Below are 18,761 nucleotides of genomic sequence, written 5' to 3' on the forward strand. Positions count from 1 at the left end.
ATGATTCCCGGAGAGATCCTGTTCGCCGACGGCCCGATCACATACAACGAGGGTCGTGAGGTCACCCGGCTGACCGTCCTCAACGCCGCCGACCGGCCGGTCCAGGTCGGCTCCCATTACCACTTCGCCGAGGCAAACCCCGGTCTGGACTTCGACCGCGCCGCCGCCCGCGGCAGGCGGCTCAACGTCGCCGCAGGCACCGCCGTGCGCTTCGAGCCCGGCATCCCCGTCGACGTCGAACTCGTCCCGCTCACCGGCGCCCGTGTGGTGCCCGGCCTGCGCGGGGAGACCGGAGGTGCCCTCGATGCCTGAGATCTCCCGTGCCGCGTACGCCGACCTGTTCGGCCCGACCACCGGTGACCGCATCCGGCTCGCCGACACCGATCTGCTGGTCGAGATCGAGGAGGACCGCTCCGGCGGTCCCGGACGCGCCGGTGACGAGGCGGTGTTCGGCGGCGGCAAGGTCATCCGCGAGTCCATGGGCCAGTCGCGGGCCACGCGCGCGGAGGGCACCCCGGACACGGTCATCACCGGCGTCGTCATCATCGACCACTGGGGCATCGTCAAGGCTGACGTCGGCATCCGCGACGGCCGGCTCACCGGCATCGGCAAGGCGGGCAACCCCGACACGATGGACGGGGTGCACCCGGACCTCGTCATCGGCCCCGAGACGGAGATCATCGCGGGCAACGGACGGATCCTGACGGCCGGCGCCATCGACGCGCACGTCCACTTCATCTGCCCCCAGATCGCCGACGAGGCCCTCGCGTCGGGGATCACGACCCTGGTGGGCGGCGGCACCGGACCGGCCGAGGGTTCGAAGGCGACCACCGTGACGCCCGGCCCCTGGCATCTGGCCCGGATGATGGAGGCGATGGAGGCCCACCCCGTCAACTTCGGCCTGCTGGGCAAGGGCAACACCGTCTCCCACGAGGCGATGCTGTCCCAGATCCGCGGCGGCGCGCTCGGCCTCAAACTGCACGAGGACTGGGGCACCACCCCGGCGGTCATCGACGCCTCGCTGACCGTCGCCGACCGGACCGGCATCCAGGTCGCCATCCACACGGACACGTTGAACGAGGCCGGCTTCGTCGGCGACACGCTGGCCGCCATCGCCGGCCGGGGCATCCACGCGTACCACACGGAGGGCGCGGGCGGCGGGCACGCGCCGGACATCATGACGGTCGTCTCCGAACCGCACGTGCTCCCGAGCTCGACGAATCCGACCCGCCCGTTCACCGTCAACACCGCCGAGGAACACCTCGACATGCTGATGGTGTGCCATCACCTCAATTCGGCAGTGCCGGAGGACCTCGCCTTCGCCGAGTCGCGGATCCGGCCGTCGACCATCGGGGCGGAGGACATACTGCACGACCTCGGCGCGATCTCGATCATCTCGTCCGACTCGCAGGCCATGGGGAGGGTGGGCGAGGTCGTCATGCGGACCTGGCAGACCGCCCACGTGATGAAGCGGCGGCGGGGCGCGCTGCCGGGCGACGGGCGGGCCGACAACCTGCGGGTGCGGCGGTACGTGGCCAAGTACACGATCAACCCCGCGCTCGCGCAGGGCCTCGGCCGCGAGATCGGCTCTGTGGAGACCGGCAAGCTCGCCGACCTGGTGCTGTGGGAGCCGGCGTTCTTCGGGGTCAAGCCCCAACTCGTCATCAAGGGCGGGCAGATCGCATACGCGCAGATGGGCGACGCCAACGCCTCCATTCCGACACCGCAGCCGATCCTGCCCCGCCCGATGTTCGGCGCGATCGGCCGGGCGCCGGCGGCTAACTCGGTCAATTTCGTCGCTCCCCTCGCGATCGAGGACGGGCTGCCGGAGCGGCTTCAGCTCGGGAAGCGGTTCGTGGCCATCGAGTCGACACGTGGGGTCACCAAGGCCGACATGCGGGAGAACGACGCGCGGCCCGAGGTGCGGGTCGATCCCGACAGCTTTGCCGTGCACATCGACGGGGAGCTGGTGGAGGCCACCCCTGCCGCTGAACTGCCCATGGCTCAGCGGTACTTCCTGTTCTGAGGGTGGGTGGCTGGTTCTGATGTCACGAGCTGCACTTCTCGTCCTCGCCGACGGCCGCTTTCCCGCCGGGGGCCACGCGCACTCCGGCGGGGCCGAGGCGGCCGTCAAGGCGGGGCGGATCACCGGGGCCGCGAGCCTGGAGGACTTCTGCCGGGGGCGGTTGCACACGGCGGGCCTGGTCGCGGGCTCGCTCGCCGCGGCGGCTGCACTCGGGGGTGATGCGGTGGCCCTCGACGCGGCGGCCGACGCGCGTACGCCTTCGCCCGCCTTGCGCCTCGCCGCTCGGAAGCTGGGGCGGCAGTTGATGCGGGCCGCCCGGGCTACTTGGCCGTCCGGGGAGCTGGATGAGCTGGCTCGGCAGTTTCCCAAAGGGGCTCATCAGCCGGTCGTGCTGGGGGTTGCGGCTCGGGCCGCGGGGCTGGGGGCCGTGGACGCGGCTTACTGCGCGGCGTACGAGTGTGTGAGCGGGCCGGCGAGTGCGACGGTGCGGTTGCTGAGTCTTGATCCCTTTGACGCCACGGGGGCGTTGGCTCGGTTGGCGCCCGAGGTGGACCGGGTGGTGGATCGGGCGGTGGAAGCGGGGCGGTGTGCTGTCGATGACGGGGTCGATGCGTTGCCTGCGGTTTCTGCTCCGCTGTTGGAGGTCGGGGCGGAGGTGCATGCGGGTTGGGGCGTGCGGTTGTTTGCGTCATGAGTGTGTTCGCCCCCGCCGCCCCTACCCTTCCGTCCCTGGGGGCTGCCGCCCCCAGACCCCCGCTTCGGCCCTGAACGGGCCTCGTCCTCAAACTCCCCCAGAGGGGGCACCCCCAGACGGGCTGAATTTGCCTGGACCGGCGCTGAGAAGCCAAGCCTCTTCCCCTGAGAAGCCAGCCCAACAAGGAGCCGCTCCATGCACCTCGACCACTCCCACCACGGCCCCTCCGCCGTCAGCGCCGACGCGCAGCGGCCCGACGGGTCGCGTCGTGCCCTGCGGATCGGGCTCGGTGGGCCCGTGGGGTCCGGTAAGACGGCCACGGTGGCCGCGCTCTGCCGTGCGCTGCGGGCTGAGCTGTCCCTGGCCGTCGTCACAAACGACATCTACACGCGCGAGGACGCCGAGTTCCTGTTGCGGGAGGCTGTGTTGCCGCCCGAGCGGATCACGGCAGTGGAGACGGGGGCCTGTCCGCACACCGCGATCCGGGACGACATCTCCGCGAACCTCGAGGCCGTCGAGGATCTGGAGGACGCGGTCGGGCCGCTTCAGCTCATTCTCGTGGAGTCCGGTGGGGACAACCTCACCGCCACCTTCTCCAAGGGGCTCGTCGACGCGCAGATCTTCGTGATCGATGTCGCCGGTGGGGACGACATTCCGCGCAAGGGCGGGCCGGGCGTGACGACGGCCGATCTGCTCGTCGTCAACAAGACCGACCTCGCGCCGTACGTCGGCTCCGATCTGGCGCGGATGGCGGCCGACGCCAAGGCGCAGCGGGCCGAACTGCCGGTCGTGTTCCAGTCGCTGAGGAGCGAGCCGGGAGTCAAGGACGTCGCCGACTGGGTGCGGGCTCAGCTCGTGGCGTGGACGGTATGACGACGACCGCCGGCGGGGTGCGGGCACGCGCGCGGATTGTCGCCAGGGATGACGGGCGGGGCGGCACCTCGCTGCCCGTGCTCGACGGTGACGGGCCGCTGGCGCTCAGGCGGACGCGGGGAGCGGCGCCGAGGCGCGGGTGGTGCTCGTCGGGGCGATGAGCGGGCCGCTCGGTGGTGATCACTTCGCCATTGAGGCCGACGTGGAGGCCGGCGCCCGGCTGCGCGTCGGGTCGGCGGCGGCCACTATCGCGCTGCCGGGGCAGAGCAAGGGCGAGGCCCGTTACGACGTACGGCTGTCCGTGGCCGACGGAGGTGAACTGCACTGGCTGCCCGAGCAGTTGATCTCCGCCGGGGGCAGCGATCTGCGGGTGACCACCCGCGTCGATGTCGGTGCGACCGGGCGGCTCGTCCTGCGTGAGGAGCAGGTGCTCGGGCGGGTGGGGGAGGAACCCGGGCGGCTCGGGAACCGGATCCGGGTGGGTGTTGCCGGGCGAGTCGTTCTTGATCAGGAGCTTGCCTGCGGGCCCGGTGCGCCGGGTGGCTGGGACGGGCCGGCAGGGCTCGGTGGATTTCGGGCGGTCGGGCAACTCGTCGTCGTACGGCCAGAGTTCGCGGATGCTCCGGTGCCGGCCCGGGTGCTGGGGGAGAACGCCGCTGTCATGCCCCTCGCCGGGCCCGCCGCCCTGGTGAGTGCCGTGGCGGCGGACGCGTTGCGGCTGCGCAGGCTGCTCGACGAGGCGCTCGACCTGCTCGGCTGAGTCCCCCCGGGGCTCGTCAGCTTATGGGCAGCCGCGGCAGCTTGCGTTCCTTCCCCGCCTTGGCCTGGGCCTTGGCTGCGGCTTCCTGCTCCGCCTTGGCGACGGCCGCGTACTGGTCGACGTACTCCTGCTCGGACAGCGACAGGATCGCGTACATGATCTCGTCGGTCACGGCGCGCAAGATCGCCTTCTCGTTCTCCATGCCCTCGTAGCGGGAGAAGTCGAGGGGCTCGCCGAAACGGATCTTCACCGGGTGGATGTTCGGGATGACCTTGCCGGGCGGCTGCGCTTCGAAGGTGCCGATCATCGCGCAGGGGATGACCGGGACACGTGCCTTGAGCGCCATCACCGCGACCCCGACCTTGCCCTTGTAGAGCCGGCCGTCGTGCGAGCGGGTGCCCTCCGGGTAGATGCCGAGGAGTTCGTCCTTGGTCAGCACCCCGAGCCCCTCGCGGATCGCGGCCTGGCCGGCCTCCTTGCCGGTGCGGTCGACCGGGATCTGGCCGGCGCTGCGGAAGAAGGCCGCGGTCAGACGACCCTTGATGCCGGGGCCCGTGAAGTACTCCTTCTTCGCGAGGAAGGTGATGCGCCGCTTGAGTATCGCCGGCATCAGGAAGTGGTCGGAGAACGACAGGTGGTTGCCCGCGACGATGGCCGCACCCGTGGCCGGTACGTGTTCGAGGCCCTCTATCCGGGGCCGGAAGACCAGTCTCAGCAGAGGTCCCAACAACACGTATTTCAGTACGTAGTAGAACAAGGGGGGCGCTCCTCACTCCGGCGGATCAGCTTGGGCCGCCGCGTTCTGGCAGGTCAACCAGCGTGCCGTGGGGCTGCCAGTGTAGGCGCAGGGGTGACAGGCCGGAACCGGGCCGGGACGGGCGGACGGCGGCCGACGGAGACCGTTCTGAGTGGATGTCAGGTAGTTGGTGGGCGGCGGCGTTCGCGGATGGGGAGGACCGCCGGACCAGCCTGGTGTCCGGGGTCGGTGGGCGGCAACCCGACGGCGGGGTTTGGCGTGATCACGATTGCTGCGTGGCAGGTGGTCCGCCCTTGCGGGGAGCCGTCGCGTCTGCTCGTTCATCACAGCCGCACGATGATCAGTGCCGTGTCGTCCGTCGCGCCCCCGGGCGGCAGCAGCTCCAGCAGGACGGCGTCGGCGAGGGCCTCGGGCTCGGAGGTGCGATGGCGTACGAGCGCGTCGGCGAGCCGGGCCAGGCCCGTGTCGATGTCCTCGCGGCGGCGCTCGATCAGGCCGTCGGTGTACAGCGCGAGCGTGGCGCCGTCGGAGTAGGTGATGGCGGCCTGCGGTCTCGGCTTCGGGTCGGGGCGGGCGTCCAGGGGTGGATCCGTGGCCAGGTCCAGGAACTCCACCCGGCCGTCGGCGTGCACCAGCACCGGCGGCGGATGGCCGGCGCTGCTGTAGGTGATGGTGCGGGCGTCGAAGTCGATGAACGTGGCGACCGCGGTGGCCGACTCGGCGCCGTCGACGACATGGGCGTACCGCCCCAGCACGTCGAGCGCCTGCGCCGGGCCGTCGGCGACCCGGGAGGTGGCGCTGAGCGCGCTGCGCAGCTGGCCCATCACGCCGGCCGCTTCGAGGCCGTGGCCGACCACGTCGCCGACGGAGACGCAGATGCGGTAGCCGCCCACCAGGTCGATCAGGTCGTACCAGTCACCGCACACGTTCAGCGCGCCCATCGCGGGCCGGTAGCGCACGGCGGCCCGGTGGTTGCCCACCTGCCGGCGGGCGGGCAGCATCGCCTCCTGCAGGGACAGCGCCACCTCGCGTTCGCGGGCGTGTGACTGCCGCAGCCGTTCGTTGAGCTCCTGCAGCTCCCGGGCGCGGGTGTACAGCTCGGCCTCCAGGACTCTCACCCGGCTGTCACCGCTGGTGCCGCCGCGCAGGCGGATGAGTTCGGTGACCTCCTCGACCCGGTGCGCGACGAATGCCACCTGCCCGTCGGGGCCGAAGACGGGCGCGTTGATCGGGCTCCAGTAGCGCTCCTCCCAGTGGCCGGGCAGGGCGGCGTCCTCGACGTCGTAGCGCTGCAGCGCCATCGTGTCTCGCTCGCCGGTGGCCACCACGCGCAGCATCGACGCCCGGACGTCGCGCATGCCGGTGGCGGCGGGGTCGTTGGGGTTGTCGGGGAAGACGTCGAAGATGTACCGGCCCACCAGCTCCGCGCGGCTGCGCCCGGACAGGCGCTGGAAGTCCTCGTTGGCGTCGGCGTAGACCAGCTCCGGGGTCAGCAGGGCCACCATTCCGGGCAGGCTCTGGAACACCGCCTCGTAGTCGATCGCCTTCTCGTTCATGGCTCCCGCCTCACCACCGGGATCACATCAGTTTCCCATGCTGTGGATCGTATGTACCGATGTACTACATGTGTCGAGATTCGTCAGTTCAGGGTGACGGATCCGTCAGGGACTGCTCGGCCCAGATGATCTTCCCGTCGGGGACGAAGCGGGTGCCCCAGCGCTGGGTGACCTGGGAGACCAGCAGCAGCCCGCGGCCGCCCTCGTCGGTGGTGCGCGGATGGCGCAGATGCGGGGCCGTGGCGCCGCCGTCGAAGACCTCGCAGACCAGTGCGCGCTCCTTGATCAGACGCAGCCGGATGGGGCCGTCGGAGTACCTGATCGCGTTGGTGACCAGCTCGCTGACGACCAGTTCCGTCGTGAAGATCAGTTCCTCCAGGCCCCACTCCGCCAGCATCCGGGAGGCCGTCTTGCGGGCGTCCGCGACGGCGGCGGGGTCGGAGGGCAGGTCCCAGTCGGCGACCTGCTCGGAGCCGAGGAGCCGGGTGCGGGCCATCAGCAGGGCCACGTCGTCGTGCGGGCGGTCCGGGGTCAGCGCGTCGACGACGGTCCGGCAGTGCAGTTCGACCGAGGTCACGCGCTGCTCCAGCGCCTGCCGCAGCCGGTCCCGGTCGGTGTCCAGGGCCCAGTCGTCCCCGCGCGCCAGCAGTCCGTCGGTGTGCAACGCGAGCGTGCTGCCCTCCGCCAGGGCCAGCTCGACCGACTCGAAGGGGGGACCGCCCACGCCCAGCGGAGGGCCCTGCGGAAGGTCGACGAAGGCCACGGAGCCGTCGGGCATGACGACGGCGGGCGCGGGATGGCCCGCGGCGGCCATGGTGCACTGCCCGTCGACCGGGTCGTAGACGACGTACACGCACCCCGACCCCACGGACTGGGCGACGGCGGCCTCCTCCTCGTCCAGCTGGACGCCCTCCTCCCGGGACCTCACGACCAGGTCGTCGAGATGGGCCAGCACCTCCTCCGGCGGCAGATCCAGCAGGGCGAGGGTGCGTACGGCGGTCCGCAGCCGTCCCATCGCCGCGGCGGCGTCGATGCCGTGGCCCGGCACCTCGCCCACCACCAGGGCGACGCGGGCGCCCGACAGCGGGATGACGTCGTACCAGTCGCCGCCGAGGCCGGTCAGCTCGTCGGCCGGCCGGTAGCAGGCGGACACCTCCAGCGCGTCCTGCTCGGGCAGGACGTGCGGCAGCAGGCTGCGCTGCAGGACCAGCGCCGCGTCGCGTTCGCGGGTGTAGCGCCGGGCGTTGTCGACACAGACGGCCGCCCGTGAGACGAGGTCCTCGGCCAGGTTCAGGTCGTCCTCCTCGAAGGCCTCCTGGCGATGGCGCCGGAAGAACGAGGTGACGCCCAGGGTGACGCCCCGCGCGCGGATCGGCACGATCATCACGCTGTGCAGGCCCAGTTCGACGAAGATGGCGGCCTCTCCGCCGCGCGCGTGCTCCGCCCATGCCTCACCGAGCGGATCGAGTCTCTCCTCGCGCCAGGACGTGGCCGTCCTCAGGGAGCGGATGGGAGGCGAGCCCGCCGGATAGGCGACCAGGTCGCCGATGCCCACGACGGCCTCCGGCACCAGCTCGGTGGCTGAACGCTGTCCCGCGCGGCGCAGCGTCACCGGCTCCGTGTCGCCGAACGGCCCGGCCGCGGGCTCGCCGCCCCGCAGCACCGAATCCAGCAGGTCCACGGTGACGAGGTCGGCCAGTCCCGGCACGGCCACGTCCGCCAGCTCCTGGGCGGTGCGGTTGATGTCCAGGGTCCGGCCGATGCGCTCACCGGCCCGGTCCAGCAGCGCCAGGCGCTGGCGGGCCCGGTGCCGGTCGGAGATGTCCTCGACCGTGTAGTACACGCCCATGGGGTGGCCGTGGCCGTCGTCGAGCCGGGTGAACGACATCATGTGCGCGGTCTCGCGCAGCGGCTGGGAGCGGGCGTGGCCCACGTGTTCGTAGCCGACGATCGGTTCGCCGGTCGTCAGGGCACGGCGCATCTGTGCCTCGATGGACTCGGAGTCCAGTCCTGGCTGTATGTCGGCGAGCCGCAGCCCGAGCCGGCGGCTGGGCGGGCCGCCTCCGTACTGGGCGAGGGCCTCGTTCGACCAGACGTAGCGCAGATCCGTGTCGACGATCGCTATCCCGACGGGGGAGCGGGCGACCATCTGCTCCAGCACCGCCCGGCTCATGTCCCAGCCGGGTGCATCGTCCAGCTCCGACAGGAGGGCGAGCCACCGCGACGGGCTCTCGGTGTCGAGGGCCGCGGTGATCCGCACCATGATCCCGGCAGCCTGTCCGTCCCCGCGCAGGCCGGTCAGCAACCCCACCCACCCGCCGTCGGCGCGGCACCGCTCCATCACCTCCGGCACCCGCGCCGCGTCCTCGGCGCTCAACAGCTCGGCGACGTTCCGCCCCACCGCCTCGTCGGCCCCGTACGCCAGCAGCCGCTGTGCCTCCCTGGTCCACCCCGTCACCCGACCCTGCGCATCGAGCAGCACAGGCGCGGCGTCCGCCACGTCGAACCACTGCCGGGCAACGCCCCGCTCCTCGTGTGTGCCCACGGCCGACCTCTCTGTCGCTTAGAGCGGTCTACCACCTCTTGTCCCCATCTTCACCCTTCCGGTGGGCGTTGCCTCTTTGCGGGGGCCGGGTGGGGGCGAGGTGGAGCCGGTTGGCGGGGGCCGTGTTCGGTGCCGGTGCTGGGTGTGCTTGCGCGGGGGGGCCCTTCGGCCGGGATCCCGGCGGGCCGGCCGGGACGCCGGCAGCCCGGTCCCCGCATGGGGCGGCCGGGACGCCGGCAGCCCGGTCCCCGCATGGGGCGGCCGGGACGCCGGCAGCCCGGTCCCCGCGTGGGGCGGCCGGGACGCCGGCAGCCCGGTCCCCGCGTGGGGAGCCGGGCTGTCGGGCCGGGCTACTTCAGTACCTGCTCCGGGGATTTGCGGGGGCCGGGTTGGGGGATGAGGCTGAGCCGGCCGGCGGGAGCCGCGTCCGGTGCTGCTGCTGGGCGCGTCTGCGCGGCGGGTCCGTCGGCCCGGATCCCGGCGGGCCGGCCGGGACGTCGACAGCCCGGTCCCCGCGTGGGGAGCCGGGCTGCCGGGCCGCGCTACTTCAGTACCCTCTCCAGCGTTCCCAGCGCCTCGACCAGCTCCTCCGCCGTGATCGTCAGGGGCGGGGCCAGGCGGATCGTGGAGCCGTGGGTGTCCTTGACCAGGATGCCCTCGCGCATGAGGCGCTCGCCGATCTCCCGGCCCGTGCCGACCGCCGGGTCCACGTCGACGCCCGCCCACAGGCCCCGCGCACGGAAGCCGACGACTCCCTTGCCGACCAGGTCGGACAGGCCGCTGCGCAGGATCGTGCCCAGCTCGGTGGCCCGGCGCTGGAACTCGCCCGTCTCCAGGAGCCCGACCACGGCCGTGCCGACCGCGGCGGCCAGCGGGTTGCCGCCGAAGGTGGAGCCGTGCTCGCCCGGCCGCAGGACGCCGAGTACGTCCCGGCGGGCCACCACCGCGGACACCGGCACGATGCCGCCGCCCAGGGCCTTGCCCAGCAGCACCATGTCCGGGACGACGCCCTCGTGCTCGACGGCGAGCGTACGGCCCGTGCGGCCGAGGCCCGACTGGATCTCGTCCGCGATGAACAGGCAGCCCTTGCGGCGGGTCAGCTCGCGCACACCGGCCAGGTAGCCCGAATCCGGGATGAGGACGCCCGCCTCGCCCTGGATCGGCTCCAGCAGCACCGCCGCCGTGGTCTCGTCGACCGCCGCCTCCAGCGCCGCCAGGTCGTTGTACGGCACGATCCGGAAACCCGGCGTGAACGGGCCGAAGCCCTGCCGCGCGGTCTCGTCTGTGGAGAACGACACGATCGTCGTCGTACGGCCGTGGAAGTTGTCCGCCGCGACTACGATCGTCGCCTGGTCGGCCGGGACGCCCTTCACCTCGTACGCCCACTTGCGGGCCACCTTGATGCCGCTCTCCACGGCCTCGGCGCCGGTGTTCATCGGCAGCACCATGTCCAGGCCCGTCAGCTCGGCCAGGCGCTCGGCGAACTCGGCGAGCCTGTCGTTGTGGAAGGCACGTGAGGTGAGCGTCAGGCGGTCGAGCTGGGCGTGCGCCGCCTCGACCAGCGCCGGATGGCGGTGGCCGAAGTTCAGGGCCGAGTAGCCGGCCAGCATGTCCAGGTAGCGGCGGCCCTCCACGTCCTCCACCCAGGTGCCCTCGGCACGGGCGACGACCACGGGCAGCGGATGGTAGTTGTGCGCCAGGACCGGCTCCTCGGCGCGGATCAGATCGGCGGACGAACGGGTCTGCGCGGGCGCGGTCATGAGCGGATCTCCTGGGTGCAGCACTTGATGCCACCGCCGGCCTTACGGAACTCCGACAGGTCGACGGGGACGGGGACATAGCCGCGTTCGTCCAGCCGGGCCGCCAGGGCCTCGGCCTGCGGCGCGATGAAGACGTGACGGCCGTCGGACACGGAGTTCAGGCCGAAGGCGGTGGCGTCGTCGCGGGTGGCGAGCACCGCGTCCGGATACAGCCGCTCGAGCACCTCACGGCTGCCCGGCGAGAACGCCTGCGGGTAGTAGGCGATGTTGTCGTCGTCGAGCACGAACAGCGCCGTGTCGAGGTGGTAGAAGTACGGGTCCACCAGCGTCAGGCTGATCACCGGGTGGCCGAAGAACTCCTGCACCTCGCGGTGCGCCTCCCGGGTGGTACGGAATCCGGTGCCGGCGAGCACATAGCGGCCCGTCCACACCAGGTCGCCCTCGCCCTCGCACACGGACTCGGGCCGGTACACGTCGAAGCCCGCCGTCTTGAACCACGTGTCGTAGTGCGTGGACTCGGGGCGGCGCTCGCCGGCGTGGAAGAGGGAGCCGAAGACACGGCCGCCGACGACGACGGCCGAGTTCGCGGCGAAGACCATGTCGGGGAGGCCGGGGACCGGCTCCACGGTGTCGACGTCGTGGCCGTGGGAGCGGTAGGCGCGGATCAGCGACTGCCACTGCCCATGGGCCAGATCGACGTCGACGCGGACGTCGGGCTGCATCCAGGGGTTGATCGCGTACTGCACGGCGAAGTGTCTGGGTTCGCAGACGAGGAAGCGCCGTCGGCGCGGCACACGGGTATCGGTCACAGAGGGGTTCCTCCGCTTCCTACGGTGTCGATGAGGATTGACACCAAGGTAAGAAGGCACCCTGACGAGCGACAAGCAACCAAAATTGCGTGTCCACGCAGGAATGCTGCGTATTTCGCCGAGTCGACGCACGTCTGCTGCGCCGGCCCCGGGATCAGGTGCCTTCCTCCGGCGGGGCGAGGCCCGCGGCGCCCGCTTCCGGACTCTCCGGGAGGAGGTGGGACAGCACCATCACGCTGATCGTCTTGCGGATGAACGGCTCGACACGGATGCGCTCCAGCACCTCCTCGAAGTGCTCCACGTCCCGCGCCCGCACATGCAGCAGGGCGTCCGCGCCCCCGGTCACCGTCATCGCCGCCGTGATCTCCGGATGGTTGCGGACCACCTCCGCGAGCCGCCGCGGCGGGGCCGCGCCCTCGCAGTACACCTCGACGTACGCCTCCGTACGCCAGCCCAGCGCCGACGGCTGGACCGTGGCCGAGAACCCGGTGATCACGCCCGTGTCGCGCAGCCGGTCCACGCGCCGCTTGACCGCCGTCGCGGACAGTCCGACGCTCGTGCCGATCTCGGCGAAGCTCTTCCTGGCGTTCGCCATGAGGGCGGTGATGATCTTCCGGTCGAGTTCGTCGAAGGACGCCGCGCCGCTGTTCATGAGGGCACTGTAAGCGGCCCGCCACCCTGCGCGAACGTCCGGACGGAGCACATGTCCAAGCGTGCGAATTGCTCCTACACTCCGGGTTCATGCTGCGCGCCCTGGCTGTCGACGACGAACGCCCCTCGCTGGAGGAGCTGCTCTACCTCCTCAACGCCGACCCCCGCATCGGCAGCGCGGAGGGCGCCGGCGACGCGACCGAGGCGCTGCGCCGCATCAACCGCGCCCTGGAGTCGGGGCCCGGCGGGCCGGAGGCGATCGACGTCGTATTCCTCGACATCAACATGCCCGGCCTGGACGGTCTGGACCTGGCCCGGCTCCTCACTGGTTTCGCCAAGCCGCCGCTGGTCGTGTTCGTCACCGCCCACGAGGACTTCGCCGTCCAGGCCTTCGACCTCAAGGCCGTCGACTACGTCCTCAAACCCGTCCGCAAGGAGCGGCTCGCCGAGGCGGTCCGCCGGGCGGTCGAACTGCGCGCCGCCGAACTCCGCGACGCCGCGCCCCGCATACCGGTGAGCGAGCCCGACCCCGACCACATACCCGTGGAGCTCGGCGGCGTGACGCGGTTCGTCGCCGTCGAGGACATCACCCACGTCGAGGCCCAGGGCGACTACGCCCGGCTGCACACCGACAAGGGCAGCCACCTCGTCCGCATCCCGCTGTCCACCCTGGAGGAGCGCTGGCGCTTCCGCGGCTTCGTCCGCATCCACCGCCGCCATCTCGTCGCTCTGCGCCACATCGGCGAACTCCGCCTGGACGCGGGCACCGTCAGCGTCATGGTGGGCTCCGAGGAACTCCAGGTCAGCCGACGGCACACGCGCGAGCTGCGGGACCTGCTGATGAGGAGGCCGTGACGATGCCCCAGAGCCCCGCCGAACGCCGTGTCGTCGTCACCGGCCCGCCCCGGCAGACCCGCCGCGTCTCCGGTTACTACCGGCCCCGCACCGAGATCGACGAGCAGACCACCCTCGGCCACACCTACGTCCGCTCCCTGATGCGCACCCAACTGCGCACCGCCCTCGCGGTGTTCGCCGTCCTCGGCCTGCTCATCGGCCCGCTGCCGCTGCTGTTCGCGGCGATGCCGGGCGCCCGCCCCCTGGTCTGGGCGGTCCTCGGCTTCGGCCTCTACGCACCACTGGTCCTGCTCGCCCGGTGGTTCGTGCGCCGGGCGGAGCGCAACGAACGGGACTTCGTACGGCTCGTCGAAGACCGCTGAGCCCGAAAGAACCGATGCGGTCGTGAACTCCAGCTATGCCGTCCCCGCCGTCGCACTCGTCGTCCTCGCGACCGTCCTCGTCGGTGCCTTCGGCCTGCGCATCTCCCGCACCACCTCCGACTTCTACGTCGCCTCCCGCACCGTCGGCCCCCGCCTCAACGCCGCCGCGATCAGCGGCGAGTACCTCTCCGCCGCCTCCTTCCTCGGCATCGCCGGCCTGGTCCTCGTCCAGGGCCCCGACATGCTCTGGTACCCGGTCGGCTACACCGCCGGCTACCTGGTGCTGCTGCTCTTCGTCGCGGCCCCGCTGCGCCGCTCCGGCGCCTACACCCTCCCCGACTTCGCCGAGGCACGGCTCTCCTCGCCGGCCGTACGGCGGCTCGCGGGCGCCTTCGTCGTCGGCACCGGCTGGCTGTACCTGCTGCCCCAACTCCAGGGCGCCGGGCTGACGCTGACCGTGCTCACGGGTGCGCCCGACTGGCTCGGCGGAGTGATCGTCGCGGTCGTCGTGGTCGCCATCGTCGCCGCCGGCGGCATGCGCAGCATCACCTTCGTGCAGGCCTTCCAGTACTGGCTCAAACTCACCGCCCTGCTCGTCCCCGCCCTCTTCCTGATCCTCGCCTGGCAGGGCGACGGCGCCCCGCGCCACGCCTTCGACGAACCGGGGACCTTCCGCGAGCAGAGTGTCGTGCGCGTCGACGACACCGTCGACCTGAAGCTCGACAGCGCGTTGACGGTCACCGTGAACGGCACGGTCGACGGACGCCCGCACGACAACCAGGAGGTCCGACTCCCGGCCGGCACCCACCACATCGAGGCCGGCACCCGTCTGACCTTCGACAAGGGCGCCCCCGTCCCCGACCCCGACCGCGGCGGCAGCGGCAGCCTGTCGCCCTCGCAGGCCGAGAGCCGCGGCGAACGCCCCCTGTACGCCACGTACGGACTGATCCTCGCCACCTTCCTCGGCACCATGGGCCTGCCGCACGTCGTCGTCCGCTTCTACACCAGCCCGCACGGCGTCGCCGCCCGCCGCACCACCGTCGCCGTGCTCGGCCTCATCGGCGCCTTCTACCTCCTGCCCCCGGTCTACGGCGCCCTCGGCCGCCTCTACGCCCCCGAGCTCGCCCTCTCCGGCGACGCGGACGCCGCCGTCCTGCTGCTGCCCGAGCGGATGATCGGCGGCCTCGGCGGCGACCTGCTCGGCGCGCTGGTCGCGGGCGGCGCCTTCGCCGCGTTCCTGTCGACGGCGTCGGGCCTGACCATGGCCGTCGCGGGCGTGCTCACCCAGGACGTCCTCCCGTCCCGCGGCGTACGGCACTTCCGGCTGGGCACGGTCCTCGCGATGGCCGTACCGCTCGCCGCGAGCGCCCTGGTCGGCGGGCTCCCCGTCGCCGACGCGGTGGGCCTCGCCTTCGCCGTGTCGGCGTCCTCGTTCTGCCCGCTGCTCGTCCTCGGCATCTGGTGGCGCCGGCTGACCCCGCCCGGCGCGGCCGCCGGGATGCTGGTGGGCGGCGGCTCCGCACTGGTGGCCGTCGCGGCGACGATGGCGGGCTTCCCCGGCTCCGGAGCCCTGCACGCGCTGCTCGCCTGGCCCGCGCTCTGGTCGGTGCCGCTGGGCTTCCTCACCATGGTGCTGGTCTCCCTGGCCACGCCGAGCCGGGTGCCGGCCGGGACGGCGGCGATCCTGGCGCGGTTCCATCTGCCGGAGGAACTGCGGGCGGAGGTGAAGGCATGAGGTATCTCATCGCCGGACGGCGTGCGGCGGTGGCGGCATGCGCCGGACGGCCCGAAACGGAGACGACATGAGCGGGTTCATCGCGGGCCTGTGCGTGGCCATCCTCCCGCTGCTCGCCGCAGGCTTCTGGCTCGGACGGCGCACCGCCCGTCCCGAGAACTCCGGCGGCCTCGGCACCCCAGTCGAGCACGCCACCTTCGAGACACTGCACACCGCCTCCCTCGCCGCACCCCCGCTGCGCGCCGGACTCACCGAGGAGACCGCCCGCAAGTCGGCCCGCAGGCTCCGCTCACTGCTCGGCACGGACGCGCTGTGCCTGACGGACCAGAAGGACGTCCTGGTCTGGGACGGGGTCGGCGGCCATCACCGTACGGAGATCATGGAACTCCTCGCCGGTCCCCTGGAGTCGGGCCGCGGCGAGGCCTTCCCGCTCACCTGCGACACTCCCGACTGCCCGGTGCGCTGGGCGGTGGTCGCCCCGCTCACCGTCGACGACCGGGTCCACGGCGCCCTCGTCGCCTGCGCGCCCCGGGAGTCGGCCGTGCTGGTGCGCGCGGCGGGCGAGGTGGCCCGCTGGGTCTCGGTCCAGCTGGAGCTGGCCGACCTCGACCAGTCCCGCACCCGCCTGATCGAGGCCGAGATCAAGGCCCTGCGCGCGCAGATCTCCCCGCACTTCATCTTCAACTCGCTCGCGGTGATCGCCAGCTTCGTCCGCACCGACCCCGAACGCGCCCGCGAACTGCTCCTGGAATTCGCCGACTTCACCCGCTACTCCTTCCGCAGGCACGGCGACTTCACCACCCTCGCCGAGGAACTCCACGCCATCGACCACTACTTGGCGCTCGTGCGGGCACGCTTCGGCGACCGCCTGTCGGTCACCCTGCAGATTGCCCCCGAGGTGCTGCCGGTGGCCCTGCCCTTCCTCTGCCTCCAGCCGCTCGTCGAGAACGCCGTGAAGCACGGCCTGGAGGGCAAGGCGGCTTCCGCGGGCAAGAGCCACATCAGCATCACCGCACAGGACGCCGGCGCCGAAGCCCTCGTCGTCATCGAGGACGACGGCGCCGGAATGGACCCCGTCCTGCTGCGCCGCATCCTCGCCGGCGAGGTCAGCCCGTCGGGCGGTATCGGGCTGTCCAATGTCGACGACCGTCTACGGCAGGTGTACGGCGACGCCTACGGGCTCGTCATCGAGACCGCCCCGGGAGCGGGCATGAAGATCACCGCCCGGCTGCCGAAGTACCAGCCGGGCGTGCACTCCGCGGGGCGGCTCACCCGGGAGTGAGGCTCAGCTGCCGCGGCTTGCCACCATCCCCAGCGTGATCAGCCCCAGCACCACCCACCCGAACCACAGCCAGCCATTGCTCCCGAGCGCCACCGTGTAGGCGGTCACCACGACGAGTCCGCCGACGGTGACCACCCCCATCGCCTTGGTAGAACCGTCCGTAGAACCGGGCATCGCAACACCCTCCTAGGCTTCGTCCCCCTCCATGGTGCCCCCGTTCTGCTTCCTGACGGTGCACACGACGAAATGAGTGCCCGTCTTCCAGGCACCCTCGCTCGTCCAGGAGCCCGCCGTGTAGACGGAAGGATCGAAGCCGTAGTCGCGCGGCGGCACCTGGCGGGCGCACGCCGCGTCCGACTCGGTGCGTGCCTCGGTCAGTGTGACGTCGGCGCCCAGTCGGGTGAACCCGAGCACCTGCTCGTCGTGCGGAACCGCGCAGGACACCAGGCGGGCGTCCCGGTGGGAGCGCACGTCCAGACAGTCCCGCCGCTGCATGGTCGCGGTGTCGGCGAACGCCGACCCCGGCTTCCGATGCCCGCCCAGCGGCCCGTACACCGGCCCGTGCGCGCCCAGCACCAGACAGGCGGTGCGCCGCCCGGCCGCCTCGAACCCCGCCTCGGTCGGTACGACGGCGAAGCTGCGGACGTCCGCAAGGCTCCCGCGGACGACCTCCGTCCGCTCCTCGCACGCCTCCGGCCCCTTCTCCCGTGCCTCTGCGGCGGACGCGGCACCGACGAACGCCATCACCTGCCCGTCGGGCACCTTCTCCCGGCAACTGGGGTCAAGACTCAGCCGGGGCGTGCCCCGGAAAGGGGCCGTGCCGGGCCAGTCGGCGAGCACGCAGTCACCGTCCTTCAGCGCACTGCCGAGTCCGACGCTGTCGCCGTACGGCCGCGCGGTCCGCTTGGTGTCCGGCGACTGCGCCATGGCGTACCAGACGCCCGCCCCCGCGAGCACCAGCCCGAGGATGCCGCCGAGGACCGCGTGGAGGATGCGGGGACGGGTTCGGCGCTGCCCTACGGCACCAGGACCGGGACCGATGGCCTGCGGACCGCCGTGCGCACCGGACGCGGGACCGAAGCCCGGAGCACCGCCGGGGCGCTCGGACACGGGCAGGGAGCCGAAGCGCGCCGCGTCGGGCGTGTGCCCCGGCGGCGCGCCGCCCCAGTGCGGCTGCGAACCCAGGTCGGTCCGGGTCCGCGCGTAGGCGTCCACCTCCGGAGCGACTATCCGCGACAGCGCCGCCTCCGCCTCCACTGCGGACAGCCGCAGTGCCGGGTCCTTCTCCAGCAACGCCCGCAGGACGGGCCCCAGCGCCCCGGCCCGCGTGGCCGGCGGGGGCTCCTCCATGACCACCGCGGTGACCTGGGCCAGATGCGAATCGCGATCGAAGGGCCCCCGGCCCTCGACCGCGTGGTACAGCGTGCAGCCCAGCGAGAACAGATCGGTCGCCGGCGTCGGCGCCCCGCCCGTGACCCGCTCCGGCGCCAGATAGCCCGCCGTGCCCACCAGCACCGACGCCAGCGTGTACCGCGTCTCACCTGCGTCCGGCTGCACCGAGATGCCGTAGTCCGTGAGCAGCACCCGCCCGTACGGCGCCCCGGTGCGGTCCGGAGCCAGCAGGATGTTCGCCGGTTTCACGTCCCGGTGCATGACGCCCCGCTCGTGTCCGGCCGTCAGCGCGTCGAGCACGGCGAGCCCGATGCGGGCGCACTCCGCGGGCGCCAGCGGGCCGCGCTGATCGATGAGGTCCCGCAGATCGACGGCGCCCGTCACGTACTCCATGACGATCCACGGCAGCCCCTCGTGCTCCAGCACGTCATGCACGGTCACCACATGCGGATGCCCACGCAGCCCCGCCGCGTGCCGGGCCTCCGTACGGGCACGGGCCACCCGGGCCTCGCGCTCTTCGGCCTCGACCGGATCCCGGAACACGATCTCCTTCAGCGCGACCTCGCAGGCGAGTCTCCGGTCGTGGGCGAGCCAGACATGGCCCATGCCGCCGCTGCCGAGGCGGTTCAGCAGCAGATAGCGGCCGGCGACGACCCGGCCCACTCCCGACGTCGATGATCCTGAAAACATCCGGTGACTCCCGG

Annotated in this window: 16 protein-coding genes and 1 pseudogene; 9 read left to right on the forward strand and 8 right to left on the reverse strand. The window is 72.1% G+C overall.

Going from position 1 to position 18,761, the window contains the following annotated elements; translation table 11 throughout:
- The 5 genes and pseudogenes from OHO27_RS36650 to OHO27_RS36670 all read left to right on the forward strand — a co-directional run bounded on the left by OHO27_RS36650 (nucleotide 1) and on the right by OHO27_RS36670 (nucleotide 4,353).
- Nucleotides 1-312 carry an urease subunit beta gene (locus OHO27_RS36650; RefSeq protein WP_328429230.1) on the forward strand — a complete coding sequence of 104 codons (312 nt, stop codon included), beginning with the start codon at nucleotides 1-3 and terminating at the stop codon, nucleotides 310-312.
- Nucleotides 305-2,026: an urease subunit alpha gene (locus tag OHO27_RS36655; protein WP_328429231.1), complete on the forward strand. Its 1,722-nt coding sequence runs from the start codon at nucleotides 305-307 to the stop codon at nucleotides 2,024-2,026. The genes OHO27_RS36650 and OHO27_RS36655 overlap by 8 nt, the downstream gene beginning before the upstream one ends.
- 19 nt (nucleotides 2,027-2,045) lie before the next feature.
- Nucleotides 2,046-2,720, forward strand: coding sequence for an urease accessory protein UreF (locus OHO27_RS36660; protein WP_328429232.1), 675 nt, complete (start codon nucleotides 2,046-2,048; stop codon nucleotides 2,718-2,720).
- 195 nt (nucleotides 2,721-2,915) lie between these two features.
- Nucleotides 2,916-3,593 (forward strand): urease accessory protein UreG, encoded by a 678-nt coding sequence (gene ureG / locus OHO27_RS36665; protein WP_328429233.1) that lies wholly within the window; start codon nucleotides 2,916-2,918, stop codon nucleotides 3,591-3,593.
- A pseudogene (locus OHO27_RS36670) lies at nucleotides 3,590-4,353 on the forward strand (urease accessory protein UreD). The gene ureG and the pseudogene OHO27_RS36670 overlap by 4 nt, the downstream one beginning before the upstream one ends.
- Before the next feature lie 16 nt (nucleotides 4,354-4,369).
- Here OHO27_RS36670 and OHO27_RS36675 read toward each other — a convergent pair.
- The 6 genes from OHO27_RS36675 to OHO27_RS36700 form a co-directional block, all read right to left on the reverse strand.
- The gene (locus OHO27_RS36675) at nucleotides 4,370-5,110 is read right to left on the reverse strand and encodes a lysophospholipid acyltransferase family protein (protein ID WP_328429234.1); all 741 of its coding nucleotides are present in this window, start codon (nucleotides 5,108-5,110) and stop codon (nucleotides 4,370-4,372) included.
- A gap of 323 nt (nucleotides 5,111-5,433) precedes the next feature.
- Nucleotides 5,434-6,666: a PP2C family protein-serine/threonine phosphatase gene (locus OHO27_RS36680; protein ID WP_328429235.1), complete on the reverse strand. Its 1,233-nt coding sequence runs from the start codon at nucleotides 6,664-6,666 to the stop codon at nucleotides 5,434-5,436.
- A gap of 88 nt (nucleotides 6,667-6,754) precedes the next feature.
- Complete coding sequence (locus tag OHO27_RS36685; protein ID WP_328429236.1) at nucleotides 6,755-9,211, reverse strand: SpoIIE family protein phosphatase; 2,457 nt, start codon at nucleotides 9,209-9,211, stop codon at nucleotides 6,755-6,757.
- 542 nt (nucleotides 9,212-9,753) lie between these two features.
- Nucleotides 9,754-10,971 (reverse strand): ornithine--oxo-acid transaminase, encoded by a 1,218-nt coding sequence (gene rocD / locus OHO27_RS36690; RefSeq protein WP_328429237.1) that lies wholly within the window; start codon nucleotides 10,969-10,971, stop codon nucleotides 9,754-9,756.
- Complete coding sequence (gene ddaH, locus OHO27_RS36695) at nucleotides 10,968-11,840, reverse strand: dimethylargininase (RefSeq protein ID WP_443059656.1); 873 nt, start codon at nucleotides 11,838-11,840, stop codon at nucleotides 10,968-10,970. The genes rocD and ddaH overlap by 4 nt, the downstream gene beginning before the upstream one ends.
- Nucleotides 11,841-11,934: 94 nt before the next feature.
- On the reverse strand, nucleotides 11,935-12,432 hold the full coding sequence (locus OHO27_RS36700; RefSeq protein ID WP_328429239.1) for an Lrp/AsnC family transcriptional regulator: 498 nt from the start codon (nucleotides 12,430-12,432) through the stop codon (nucleotides 11,935-11,937).
- A gap of 89 nt (nucleotides 12,433-12,521) precedes the next feature.
- Here OHO27_RS36700 and OHO27_RS36705 point away from each other — a divergent pair, with 89 nt between their 5' ends.
- The 4 genes from OHO27_RS36705 (at nucleotide 12,522) to OHO27_RS36720 (ending at nucleotide 16,665) form a co-directional block, all read left to right on the forward strand.
- Complete coding sequence (locus OHO27_RS36705) at nucleotides 12,522-13,286, forward strand: LytR/AlgR family response regulator transcription factor (RefSeq protein ID WP_328429240.1); 765 nt, start codon at nucleotides 12,522-12,524, stop codon at nucleotides 13,284-13,286.
- A gap of 2 nt (nucleotides 13,287-13,288) precedes the next feature.
- A complete protein-coding gene (locus tag OHO27_RS36710) occupies nucleotides 13,289-13,648 on the forward strand; it encodes a hypothetical protein (RefSeq protein ID WP_328429241.1) in 360 nt (119 codons plus the stop codon).
- A 22-nt stretch (nucleotides 13,649-13,670) separates the two neighbouring features.
- Nucleotides 13,671-15,383: a sodium/solute symporter gene (locus OHO27_RS36715; RefSeq protein WP_328429242.1), complete on the forward strand. Its 1,713-nt coding sequence runs from the start codon at nucleotides 13,671-13,673 to the stop codon at nucleotides 15,381-15,383.
- A gap of 67 nt (nucleotides 15,384-15,450) precedes the next feature.
- Nucleotides 15,451-16,665, forward strand: a complete 1,215-nt coding sequence (locus OHO27_RS36720; protein WP_328429243.1) for a sensor histidine kinase — start codon at nucleotides 15,451-15,453, stop codon at nucleotides 16,663-16,665.
- A 3-nt stretch (nucleotides 16,666-16,668) separates the two neighbouring features.
- Here OHO27_RS36720 and OHO27_RS36725 read toward each other — a convergent pair whose 3' ends face one another.
- Nucleotides 16,669-16,839, reverse strand: coding sequence for a hypothetical protein (locus OHO27_RS36725; protein ID WP_328429244.1), 171 nt, complete (start codon nucleotides 16,837-16,839; stop codon nucleotides 16,669-16,671).
- Nucleotides 16,840-16,851: 12 nt separating this feature from the next.
- Entirely contained in the window at nucleotides 16,852-18,747 is a 1,896-nt protein-coding gene (locus OHO27_RS36730) for a serine/threonine-protein kinase (RefSeq protein ID WP_328429245.1), read from the reverse strand.
- Nucleotides 18,748-18,761: the final 14 nt, after the last annotated feature.

Origin of the sequence: Streptomyces sp. NBC_00443, assembly GCF_036014175.1 — a bacterium.
In the GTDB taxonomy this organism is placed as follows: Bacteria; Actinomycetota; Actinomycetes; order Streptomycetales; family Streptomycetaceae; genus Streptomyces.